Here is an 11538-nt window from a genome sequence, read left to right as displayed (position 1 = left end):
TGAACAAGGAGCCAGCCATGCCACAACAAGTCAGCATGGGCGCGACATTGCAATGCTCGTTCGGCATGACGCCGTCGACGCTCGTCGTGCTGCCCGTGAAGCGGGTGTGCTGTGAAGGGCCGCTCGCCGCGAACATCATGGATCACGTGCCGCTCGTGAACATCATGCCGTTCGGCATGTGCACGTCGCAGGCGAATCCGGAGGTCGCCGCGGCCACCGCCGCCGCGCTCGGCACGCCGACGCCGATGCCGTGCGTGCCGGCGACCGTATCGCCGTGGGCGCCCGGTGCGCTCGACGTGCTGCTCGCCAACCAGCCGTCGCTCGACAACGTGTCCACCTGCCCGTGCATCTGGGGCGGCGTGGTGACGATCGTCGATCCGGCGACCTGCGAAACGCAGATTCCCTGACAGCGAGGCCGGCGATGATGCTCACCGATACCGATCGGATCGCGCAGGTGACCTGCGTGCTCGGCAAGAACGCGCTGACGCTCTATCGCATGCGCGGCGTTGAGGAACTCGGGCGGCTCGCGCAATGGGACGTCGAGCTGCTCGCCGAGCAGTCGAACCTCGACGTCGCCAGGATGCTCGGCAGCGACTTCTCGTTGTCGCTGGAGATTCCCGGCGGCGGCACGCGCGAGTACAACGGCATCGTCACGGCGTTCGAACTGGCGCGTGCGGCGAGCACGCAGCCCAACCGCCCGGCGATGTATCGCGCCACCGTGCGCCCGCGTCTGTGGCTGCTCACGCGCGCGTCGCATTGCCGTTTTTTTCACCAGATGAGCGTGCCCGCGATCATCGGCAAGGTGCTGGCCGACTATCACATCGACTTCGAGAACAAATGCTCGGCGACGTATCCGAGCCTCGAGCATTGCGCGCAATATCGCGAGACGGATTTCGATTTCGTGAGCCGGCTCGCCGAGCGCGAAGGCATCTACTACTTCTTCGAGCATCAGGGTGGCAAGCATCGGCTGATTCTCACGGATTCGTCGCAGGTACACGGTGCGACGCCGCATTGCGCCGCGCTGCCGTTTCGTCCGCAGCCGGCCACGCCGCACGAGCACGAGTGGGTCTATGCATGGTCCACCGGCGGCGAAGTGGCCACGGGCATCGTCGAGATCAACGACTACGACTTCGAAAAGCCGTTGCAGTCGGCGCAGCAGGGGCTGGTCGCGCGGGCGTTGCGCAGCACGCGTTTCGACCCTGCCGTCTACGCGATGCAGGAGCACGCGCCGGGCTATACCCAGCACGAGGACGCCGAGCGACTGGCGCGCGCGCATGTCGAGGCGCATCAGGCGTCCAACGTGTTCGTCAACGCGCGCACCACCGCGCGCGCCATCTGGCCCGGCGGCCTCATGCGGCTGAGCGGGCACCCGGTCGAGCAGCAGAATCGCGAATACCTCGTCGTTTCGGCCGAGTACGCGATCCATTCGGATGACTATCTTTCCACGCTCGACCCGCACGACCGGCCGCCCGTCTTCGATTGCGCCTTTCGGGCGCTGCCGCGCGAGACCGGATTTCGCGCCGCGCGGACTACTGCGCGAGCGCGCGTCGCGGGGCCGCAGACAGCGGTCGTCGTCGGGCCGAAGGGCGAAGAGATCCACACCGACAAATACGGGCGCATCAAGGTGCAGTTCCATTGGGAGCAGCTTGCGCCGGAGGCTTCGCGCGACTCTTTGCAGCGCTGCTGGGTGCGGGTCGCGCAGCCGTGGGCCGGCAAGGGTTATGGAGCGTTCTTCCTGCCGCGCATCGGTCAGGAAGTGCTGGTGCATTTCATCGAGGGCGACCCGGACCAGCCGCTCGTGATCGGCAGCGTCTACAACGCCGCGCAGACCACGCCGTACGAACTCGCCGCGAAGATGGCGCGCACCACGCTCAAGAGCAATTCGACGAAGGGCGGCAACGGCTTCAACGAAATGCGTTTCGACGACACCAAGGAGGCCGAGCAACTGTTCTTCCATGCCGAGCGCGATCTGGAGACCTGGGTGAAGCACGACGCACTGACGCGCATCGGCAACGAGCGCCACGTCATCGTCGAGCACGACGATCTGGCGCGCTGCGGCGGCAATCGCAGCGATGCCGTGCAGGGCAACCAGAGCGTGCGGATCGGCGGCAAGTATTCGCTCGATGTCGGCGGTGACACGCAACACAAGAGCGGGGCGAATATTTTGGTGGGTGCGGGTGTTAACGTCGATGTGAAGGGCGAGGCCAACGTGACCATCGAGGCGGGCGTGACGCTCACGCTCAAGGCGGGCGGCAACACGATCGTGCTGGGGCCATCCGGCATCGCGATCAATGCGGCCGGGCCGGTGACGATCGATGGCGTGGTGGTGCAGATCAACTGTGGCGGCGCGGGCGGCGGGGCGGGTGCGGCGAGCGCGTCGCCCGATGCGCCCGCCGATCCCCGCCAGGCCGACGACGGCTCGAAATGAACGCGCAAGCAGGAGGCAAGATGTATTTGACGCTCACGGTCGACACGTATCAGGGCAGCGCGCCCGATGCGCCGCTCGCATGCCGCTTCGGTGCGGCGGGCGGCACCATCGGTCGCGGCCCCGACACCACGATGGTGCTGCCGGATTCGGCAAAAACCGTGTCGCGTGTGCATGCGCGGATCGACTGGACCGAGGACGGCTGGCGCTTCGCCGACCTCGGCAGCAATCCCAGCCGGCTCAACGGCCGGCCGCTCGCGAGTGGTCAGACTGTGCGGCTGGCCAACGGCGATTTGCTCGAGGTTGGCGGCTATCGGCTCGATGTGAGGACGTTGGAGCGCGCGCCCGCCGAAGCCTTCGACGCGCCCCTCGGCGTGCATGATCGCCGTGATGTCGATCCGCTCGACCGCTGGTCGGGCCAGCGCGAAGACGCGCTCACCAAGGCGTTTGCGCACGATCCGCTCGCTCGCGCGGCGGTGCTCGCGGATTCCCCGTTGCCGGGCCCGCGCTTCGATCCACTTGCCGCGCCGCTTGGCGACGCGCAGGCGGCGCACGAAGCGTCGAGGCGCTTCGACGGGCACGCGGCATTCGCCGGCTCCGGGAGCGATCACGTGTCACCCGAGCAGTTCGCCTACGTGCCGCCTGTCAGCGCGATGACGCATGCACCGGCGGGCGGCATTCCGCACGACTACGATCCGCTCGACGATGTCGCGCTTGCTTCTTCCACGAGCGCCGCGTCCCAGCCGCAGCGCGAACCGGTGCCGCGTCCCGCGATCCCGGCTGCCGCGCCGTCCCGCGCCGCGCCGGCGAACGGCGTGGCGCCCAATGATGCCAACGCCGAAGCCGCCTTCGCGGCGCTGCTCGACGGCCTGGGCCTCGATGCCGGCGCGCTCGCCGGGCGCAATGGCGTCGAGGTCGCGCGTCTGGCGGGGGCGATGCTGCGCACGGCGGTGCGCGGCGTGGTCGACGTGCTGCTGTCACGCTCGATGCTCAAGCGCGAGATCAGCCTCGACACGACGATGCTGGTCCAGCGCGACAACAACCCGCTCAAATTCTTCCCCGACGGTGACGGCGCGCTCGCACAGATGCTGCGCGGCGCGAGCGCCGGATACCTGCCGCCGCAGACAGCCCTCGAAGGCGCCTTCGACGATATCCGCCGCCACGAGCTCGCGGTCCTCGCGGGCACGCGCGCGGCGATGCAGCACCTGCTCGGCCGCTTCGACCCACAGGCCATCGCCGATGCCGACACACGGCGCGGCAAGTTCGACTGGCTCCCCGCCTACAGAAAGGCGCGCCAGTGGGACCGCCTGATCGCGCTGCACGCCGAGCTCACGCGCGCGAGTGCCGACGACCTTCAGGCGCTGTGCGGCAGCGCCTTCAACGACGCATACGAGCAGCAGGTGAACGGCTGCGCCGACGCGATCCCGCTGGCTCCTTCAATCCGATAGTGAGGCGACGATGTCCTGGAACAACAAGGTGATCTGGTCGGAAGGCATGCTGCTTCAGCCGCAGCATCTGCAACAGCATGACCGCTACCTGCGCGCGCAGATCGACGCGCGCTGCGCCGCGCTGCGGCCCTATGCGTTCGGATTCTCGGAACTGGCGATCGACGTGGAGCAGTTGAAGCTCGGCCGCATCGCGCTGACCGCCTGCGCGGGCGTGTTACCCGATGGCAGTCCGTTCCGCCTGCCCGCCGACGACGATCTGCCGTTGCCGCTCGCGGTGCCCGAGGACGCACGCGATCTGACGGTCGTGCTGGCGCTGCCGGTCGCGCGCCGGGGTGTGCCTGAGGCCTCGCATGGCGCGCAGGCAGAGGGCGCGGGCGGCCATGATGGTTTCGCGCGTCACCGCATCGCGGAGACCGAAGTGCTCGACAGCAACGACGGCGCTATCGGTGCGGCGCTCGTGCAGGTCGGCAAGCTTCAGCTGCGGCTCGCGTTCGAGCGGGACGTGGTCCATGCGCACACGTCGCTCGGGATTGCGCGCATCGTCGAGCGCCGTGCGGACAACAGCCTCGTTCTCGATGCCGCCTACGTGCCGCCTTGTCTCGACTATCGCGTGTCGCGACGCCTGTGCGGCTTCGTCGACGAACTCGTGGGCCTCATGCATCAGCGCGCCGATGCGCTCGCCGCGCGTCTCGCCCAGCCCGCCGCGACCGGCGCGGCCGAGATCGCCGACTTTCTGCTGCTGCAGGTCCTCAACCGGGCCGAGCCGCTGTTCGCGGGGATCGCATCGACCACCGGCCTGCACCCGCATGATCTGCATCAGCCCGCGTTGCAGCTGGCCGGCGAGCTCGCGACCTTCAGTCAGGCCGGCAAGCGTCCCGCCGCCTTCCCGGTCTATCGCCACGAGCGGCTCGACGAGACCTTCACGCCGCTCGTCGATGCGCTGCGTGGCGCGCTCAGTGCCGTGATGGACCCGCATGCGGTGCCGATCGCGCTGGAGGAGCGCAAATACGGCTTGCGCGTCGCGATCGTGCCGGACCGCGAGCTGTTCGCCTCGGCGAGCTTCGTACTGGCGGTGAAGGCCGAGCTCGCGCCGGCCGCGCTGCTCAACGGCTTCCCGCAGCAGGCCAAGCTCGGGCCGGTCGAGCGCATCCGCGATCTCGTCAATCTCCAGTTGCCGGGTATCGCGTTGCGTGCGCTGCCGGTGGCGCCGCGCCAGCTGCCGTTCCATGCGGGCTTCACCTATTTCGAGCTGGAACGCGGCGGCGAGTTGTGGCGGCAGTTCGCCACTTCGGCCGGTGTCGCGCTGCACGTCGCGGGTGACTTTCCCGGTATCGAGCTCGAGTTCTGGGCAATCCGCCCATGAGCGCGGCCCGGGCACATTCGACGAAGGATCTCACCGTGAACGCACCGACATTTCCGCAAGCCGGCCTCGACCCGGACGAGACCATCCTGATTCCGCAACCGGGCGGGCACACTGCGGCGCGTCGGCGCAATGAGGATCGCAACGAGCAGCGCAATGACGAGCGCGAAGATGCGCGCGAGCGACCGGCGCCACGCGACGCCCGCTCACCGGCGCTGGCGGTTGCGGCCGGTCTGAACCCGCTCGTGCGCGCAGCGAATGCGCTGCTCGAACTCGCGCTGCCGCTGCGCCAGCGCGCGGCGATCGCCGATATCGAAGGACTGCGCGCCGAGCTCGCGCGGATGGTGCGTACCTTCGAGCACGACGCGCGCGCGAGCGGGATCGATACCGAAAAGCTCGCGGCGGCGCGCTACTGCCTGTGCACCTGCATCGACGAGGCGATCTCGGGCACACCATGGGGCAGCGGCGTATGGGCTAGCCGCAGCCTGCTCGTGACGTTCCATAACGAAGCGTCGGGTGGCGAGCGCTTTTTCCTGATCCTGCAACGACTCGCCCAGGACCCGGCGCGCAACGTCGACGTGCTGGAACTGCTGTACGTGATCCTGTCACTCGGCTTCGAAGGGCGGTATCGCCTGATCGACGGCGGGCGCAGCCAGCTCGAATCCGTTCGCGAGCGGCTCGAGCGCATCATCCGCAATCAGCGTGGCGCATTCGAGACCGAGCTGTCGGTGCACTGGCGGCCCGCCGAGCGCGCGCGCAAGCCGCTCGGCCAGCGTATGCCGCCGTGGGTTTGCGCCGCGCTCGCGGCGGTCGTCGTGGTGGCGACGCACGTCGTGCTCGCGCAGAGCCTGAACCGCACGTCCGACCCCGTGTTCGACGCGCTCAACCGCATCCGGGTGAGCGAGCGCCCCGCAGCGCAGGCGAGCGTGATCGCGCCTGCCGCGATGCCCGCCGCCGCCGCGATCCTGTCGACGTTTCTTGCACCCGAGATCCGCCAGGGGCTGGTCTCGGTGCGCGAGACGGCGGACCGCTCGATCATCACGATCACCGGCGACAACCTGTTCGCGTCCGGCAGCGCAACACTCGATCCGGGCTACGACGCGTTGATCGGCCGCATCGGCGAGGCGCTGAAAAGTGTGCCGGGCAAGGTCGTCGTCACGGGCCACACCGATGACCAGCGGCTGCTGTCCGCGCGCTTCCCGTCCAATTGGCATCTGTCGCAGGCGCGCGCCGAAAGCGTGCGCGCGATGCTCGCGTCGCTGACCGGCGCACCCGCGCGTTTTTCCGCCGAAGGGCGGGGCGACGCCGAGCCGCTCGCGTCGAACGACACGCCCGCCGGCCGCGCGAAAAACCGCCGCGTCGAAATCACGCTGCTCGCGCCGGGCGCGTCCTCGTGACGCGCGGCGCGGCCTAAATACTCAGTCGAAGAAGAAGCATGGAGACACCGATGAAAAAGATCGCAGGTTCGCTGACGCCGCCGCAATGGCTCACGCTCGCGGGCGTGCTCGCGCTGCTCGTCGTCGTGTGGTTCGAGGGGCCGCTGTTCGCGTTCAACGGACACGCGCCGCTCGAATCGCCGCGCGCCCGCTGGATCGCGATGGCGTTGCTCGTCGCCGCGTGGGTGCTGGCCTGGGGCGCGCGCGCGGGCCTCGCGCGACTCGTCAATCTGCGCTTCGTGAGCGGTGTGGCGGGGCAGGGTCAGGCGGCGGGCAGTGCGGAACTCGCGGTGCTGCGCCAGCGCTTCGAGCAGGCGCTGGCGATCCTGCGGCAAGCGCGCATGAAAGGCATCAACGGCCGCCAATGGGTGTACCAGCTGCCGTGGTACATGTTCATCGGCGCGCCGGGCACCGGCAAGAGCACGGCGCTCGCACACTCGGGGCTGCGTTTTCCGCTGCGCGAGAAGCTCGGCGACGCGGCGATCGGCGGCGTCGGCGGCACGCGCCACTGCGACTGGTGGTTCACCGACGACGCGGTGCTCGTCGATACCGCGGGCCGCTACACGACGCAGGACAGCGACGCGCAAGCCGACGGCTCCGCGTGGACGGGCTTTCTGGAACTGCTGCGCAAGTACCGGCCGCGCCGGCCGTTGAACGGTCTCATCGTGACGGTCTCGGCGGCGGATCTGGTGCGCCAGGACGAGGCGGCGCGCGACACGCACATCCGCACGATCCGAAGCCGGCTCACGGAGCTGAGCGAGCGGCTCGGGGTGCGCTTCCCGGTCTACGTCGTCGTGACGAAATGCGATCTGCTGGCGGGCTTCACCGAGTTCTTCGACGACCTCGGCGAAGCGGAGCGCAATCAGGTCTGGGGCATCACGTTCCCACTCGACGAGTCGCCGACCGCCGGTGCCGCGCTCGCCGAATTCCCTGCCGAATTCGATGCGCTAGGCACGCGGCTGCAGGCGCGCGTGCTGCATCGCATGCAGCGTGAAACGGACCTCCAGCGGCGCGCGCGCTTGTACGGCTTCGCCCAACAGTTCGCGGGGCTGCAGCCGGCGCTGGGGAGTTTTCTCGACGGTGCGTTCCGCGGCACGCGCTTCGAGGCGTCGCCGCTTCTGCGCGGCGTGTACTTTACGAGCGGCACGCAGCACGGCCGGCCGATCGACCGCGCGATCAGCGCCATCGCGCAATCGCTCGGCTTGCGCAGTGACGTTGCGTACCAGCGCGACGCGTCGGGGCGCGCGTACTTCATCAACCGGCTGCTGAAGGACGTGGTGATCGCCGAGGCCGGGCTGGTGGGCGCGAACGCGCGCTTCGAGCAATGCCGCGCGTGGCTGCGGCGCGGCGCGCTCGCGCTGGTGGGTATGACGCTGATGCTCGCGCTCGCGGGCATGGCTGTCAGCTATCAGCGCAACCGTGCCTACGTCGCCGAGTTCGAGCGGCAGACCCGGCACGTCGAGCAACTGGCGCGAGAAGCGAACGCGACCGCGAACCCGCTCGCGGTGCTGCCGTTGCTCGACGCGGCGCGCGCGCTGCCCGGCGGCTACGCCGACGCCGGCAAGCAGGTGCCGTGGCTCACCCGGCTCTGGCTCTATCAGGGCGACAAGCTCGGCCAGCAAGCGCGTGTCACCTACCGGCGCCTGCTCGATCAGACCTTGCTGCCGCTCGCGCTCGGCAAGCTCACCCAGGAGCTGCGCGACGGCACCGCGGAGAATGCTTCGGAAACCGAAGCGTATCGCTATGAAGCCTTGCGCGCGTATCTGATGCTCGGCGACGCGGCTCATTTCGACCCCGCCGCGCTGCGCGCCCATCTGGTTCCGGCGCTCGCAGGCAACGCGAGCCCCGCGCAAAGAAGCGCGCTCGATGCGCACCTCGCCGCGCTGTTCGACAGGACGCAGTTCGATCCGTCGCTGCCGCTCGACAGTGCGCTCATCAAGGCGGCACGCGCGCGCCTCGCCGAATTGCCGCTGTCGCAGCGCATCGGCAACCGGGTGGACGGCGAACTCGCGCAGGCGAATCTGCCCGCATTCAACCTGAGCACCGCCGCCGGACCGAACGCGCCGCTGCTGCTCAGGCGCGCGAGCGGCGCGCCGCTCACGGCCGGCGTAGCGGGCGCGTACACGCGCGCCGGCTACGCGCAATACACGCGAGCGCGCGAGGCCGCGCTCGCCGATGTCGCGAAGGACGCCTGGGTGCTTGGCCGCGACGACGTCGCCCTCACGCCCGAGGGCATCGCCGCGTTGCGCGCCGCGCTCGACGAGCGCTACTTCGACGCCTATATCCACGCATGGGACGGCCTGCTCGACGATGTGACCATCGTTCCCGTCAACGGTCTTGCCGATGGCGCGCGTGTCGCGAACGGGCTTTCCGCGCCGGATTCGCCGCTGAGGAAGTTGATCGTCGCAGCCGCGCGCGAGACGACGCTCGCGGCGAACGGATCCGGCAAGCAGGACGCGACGACGCGCGTAGACGAGCACTTTCAACCATTGCACGAACTCGCGGGCAAGCCGGGCGACGCTGCCGCGCTGGAGCGCGATCTTGCACCGCTGAAGGACGCCGCCGTGTATCTCGACGCGGCCGACGCCGCGCGCAGAATGGGCCAGCCCGCGCCGGCCGGCGATGCCCTCGGCAAGCTGAGGCTCGCGAGCCAGACGGCGGGGGCGCCGCTCACGCCGGTTGCGGCATCGCTCGCGACGGCAGGCACCGCGCTCATGGAAGGCGGCGAACGCGCGCGCCTCGACGCGCAGTGGAACGCGAGTGCGGGACCGTTGTGCCGCCGCGCGCTCGATGGCCGTTATCCCTTCGTGCATGGCTCGACCCGCGATGTCGCCGCCGACGACTTCGGCAAACTGTTCGCGCCGGGCGGCCTCATCGACGACTTCTTCCAGAAAAATCTCGCCACGCTGGTCGACACGAGCGGACCTGTGTGGCAATGGCGTGCCGGGACTCCGCCGGCGGGCATGTCGCGTGACGCGCTCGCGCAGTTTCAGCGCGCCGCGCAGATCCGCGACGCGTTCTTCCACGACGGCAGCCGCGACATGTCGATCCGTTTTCGCGTGAAGGCGCTTTCCCTCGATCCGGCCGTGACGCAGGTGAATCTCGACATCGACGGTCAGCAGCTTGCGCTCAGGCAGGACGGTCTCCAGTCGATGCTGCTGCAATGGCCGAGCGGCAAGAATACGGGCCGCGCGGCCGCGCAGTTCGATCCGCCCGCCGCCGCACAGACCGCGCCGCTGGATGCGAGCGGCCCGTGGGCACTGCTGCATCTGATCGACACCGGCAGGCTCGAAGGCACCGCGCAACCGGACCGTTACCGGCTCACGCTCGATTCCGCCGGACGCAAGGCCGTGCTCGAGCTGGATGCGACGAGCGTCGTCAATCCTTTCCGGCGCGCGCCGCTCGAACAGTTTCGTTGTCCGGAGCACCTGTGATGGCATCGCCGGGCGTCGCCGGATGCTTCGGCAAGCTGCGCGGCAACGGCGACTTCGTGACGCGGCGCCTGCCGGCGTGCTTCGTCGAACCTTGGGACGCGATGCTGCAAGCGGCCCTGCTCGCGAGCCGCGCGGCGCGCGGGCCTGCGTGGCTCGATGCGTATCTGACCGCGCCGCTGTGGCGCTTCGCGCTCGGCGGCGGCGTGCTGGGGGAGAGCGGATGGGCGGGGGTGCTGATGCCGAGCGTCGACAGCGCGGGCCGGCATTTTCCACTCACGATCGCCGCGCCCGTCGATCCGCTTGCGTGGTCGCTGTGGCGTGCGCATGCGGACGCATGGTTCGAGCGCTGCGGTGCACTCGCGCTCGCGACGCTCGAAGAGCGCGCGCGTCTAGCGGATTTCGATGCCGGATTGCTGGCACTTTCGCACGCGCATGACGCGGGTGGCGTTGCGACGCCATTACTGGCCGGTGCGCGGGGAATCAGCGTCTGGTGGCAAGCGGAAGGGGCGCGCACGAGCGCAGGTCTGCCCGATGCCGCGTTCGTCGCCGGGTTGTTCGACAATGCCGCCGGTCGCGAGGACTAAGCGGCGTCGAAGCACACGATGACCGCCGTGATGTTGTCCTTGCCGCCCGCATCCAATGCGAGCGCCACGAGGCGCCTGCATGCGTCGTCGATGCCGTGCGGCGTTATCGCTGCGAGCACCGCCTCGATCTCGCAATGCGAGACTTCGGCGTGCAGGCCGTCGCTGCACAGCAGATAACGGTCGGCGGGCAGCCACGCATGCGCTTCGATGGCGGGGGCGATCGACGGCATCGGCCCCAGTGCCTGCAGCAGCGCGTTACGCGGCGGCAGATGCTCGATGACGCCGTGCTCCAGCGCCTGCTGATAAAGCGTCTGGTCGCGCGACAACTGCGTCAGCGCGCCGTCGCGATAGCGGTAGAGCCGGCTGTCGCCGATATGAAACGAGACCAGCCGCGTTGAGCCGGACGGCTGCCAGATGCCCGTCAGCGTGGTACCCATCGATCGAGGCGCGAGACGCTCGCGCAGGTTGATCGCGTGCAGGATCGCGTTGGCGTGGTCGAGCGCGTCGGCGGCGGCGCGCATCGCGCACGCCGTTGCGTCGTACACGGTCGCGTCGGGATCGTCGGTCAGCGTGGCGTCGGCGTGAGCGCGTGTCATTGCCTCAGCGGAGAGCCGCGCGGCGATGCAGTCGAGCGCGGTCGCGCTGGCGCGTGCGCCGAATGCGTGACCGCCCATGCCGTCCGCGACCGCGACGAGGTTCGAGGTCGGATCGATCAGGAAACGGTCCTGATTCTCGCGGCGCACACGCCCCGCGTCGGTGAGGCCGAACGCCGAGCACGCGCCAAGGCGGATCGGTGCGCAGCGGGTGAGCGTGTCGGAATCCATCGGTCGTGCTCCTTCTGTTGCGTGTCG

General features: G+C 69.3%; 8 protein-coding genes. 7 read left to right on the top strand and 1 reads right to left on the bottom strand.

The features are described 5' to 3' along the window. Positions 1-17 precede the first annotated feature (17 nt). Genes CI15_RS24640 through tagF form a run of 7 tightly spaced genes read left to right on the top strand, consistent with a single transcriptional unit; the run spans position 18 to position 10687 of the window. A complete protein-coding gene (locus tag CI15_RS24640) occupies positions 18-407 on the top strand; it encodes a DUF4280 domain-containing protein (RefSeq protein WP_062132519.1) in 390 nt (129 codons plus the stop codon). Positions 408-421: 14 nt separating this feature from the next. After that, positions 422-2428: a type VI secretion system Vgr family protein gene (locus tag CI15_RS24635; protein WP_062132516.1), complete on the top strand. Its 2007-nt coding sequence runs from the start codon at positions 422-424 to the stop codon at positions 2426-2428. Between the two features lie 20 nt (positions 2429-2448). After that, a complete protein-coding gene (gene tagH, locus CI15_RS24630) occupies positions 2449-3873 on the top strand; it encodes a type VI secretion system-associated FHA domain protein TagH (protein ID WP_062132513.1) in 1425 nt (474 codons plus the stop codon). A 10-nt stretch (positions 3874-3883) separates the two neighbouring features. Continuing rightward, positions 3884-5236 carry a type VI secretion system baseplate subunit TssK gene (tssK, locus tag CI15_RS24625; RefSeq protein ID WP_062132511.1) on the top strand — a complete coding sequence of 451 codons (1353 nt, stop codon included), beginning with the start codon at positions 3884-3886 and terminating at the stop codon, positions 5234-5236. 35 nt (positions 5237-5271) lie between these two features. After that, complete coding sequence (gene tssL, locus CI15_RS24620) at positions 5272-6630, top strand: type VI secretion system protein TssL, long form (protein WP_082814314.1); 1359 nt, start codon at positions 5272-5274, stop codon at positions 6628-6630. A gap of 50 nt (positions 6631-6680) precedes the next feature. Beyond that, positions 6681-10103 (top strand): type VI secretion system membrane subunit TssM, encoded by a 3423-nt coding sequence (gene tssM / locus CI15_RS24615; protein ID WP_062132505.1) that lies wholly within the window; start codon positions 6681-6683, stop codon positions 10101-10103. Further along, the gene (gene tagF, locus CI15_RS24610; protein ID WP_062132502.1) at positions 10103-10687 is read left to right on the top strand and encodes a type VI secretion system-associated protein TagF; all 585 of its coding nucleotides are present in this window, start codon (positions 10103-10105) and stop codon (positions 10685-10687) included. The genes tssM and tagF overlap by 1 nt, the downstream gene beginning before the upstream one ends. Here tagF and CI15_RS24605 read toward each other — a convergent pair. Then, positions 10684-11511 (bottom strand): PP2C family protein-serine/threonine phosphatase, encoded by an 828-nt coding sequence (locus tag CI15_RS24605; RefSeq protein WP_062132498.1) that lies wholly within the window; start codon positions 11509-11511, stop codon positions 10684-10686. The two genes, tagF and CI15_RS24605, sit on opposite strands and share 4 nt — an antisense overlap. Positions 11512-11538 lie beyond the last annotated feature (27 nt).

Source organism: Paraburkholderia monticola (genome assembly GCF_001580545.1).
In the GTDB taxonomy this organism is placed as follows: domain Bacteria; phylum Pseudomonadota; class Gammaproteobacteria; order Burkholderiales; family Burkholderiaceae; genus Paraburkholderia; species Paraburkholderia monticola.
The sequence above is the reverse complement of the archived record's forward strand: the minus strand, read 5'-3'. Positions and strand labels throughout refer to the sequence as shown.

Coding starts and splice junctions, on each gene's coding strand:
- CI15_RS24640 (WP_062132519.1), top strand. CDS start 18: ATGCCACAACAAGTCAGCATGGGCGCGACATTGCAATGCTCGTTCGGC.
- CI15_RS24635 (WP_062132516.1), top strand. CDS start 422: ATGATGCTCACCGATACCGATCGGATCGCGCAGGTGACCTGCGTGCTC.
- tagH (WP_062132513.1), top strand. CDS start 2,449: ATGTATTTGACGCTCACGGTCGACACGTATCAGGGCAGCGCGCCCGAT.
- tssK (WP_062132511.1), top strand. CDS start 3,884: ATGTCCTGGAACAACAAGGTGATCTGGTCGGAAGGCATGCTGCTTCAG.
- tssM (WP_062132505.1), top strand. CDS start 6,681: ATGAAAAAGATCGCAGGTTCGCTGACGCCGCCGCAATGGCTCACGCTC.
- tagF (WP_062132502.1), top strand. CDS start 10,103: ATGGCATCGCCGGGCGTCGCCGGATGCTTCGGCAAGCTGCGCGGCAAC.
- CI15_RS24605 (WP_062132498.1), bottom strand. CDS start 11,511: ATGGATTCCGACACGCTCACCCGCTGCGCACCGATCCGCCTTGGCGCG.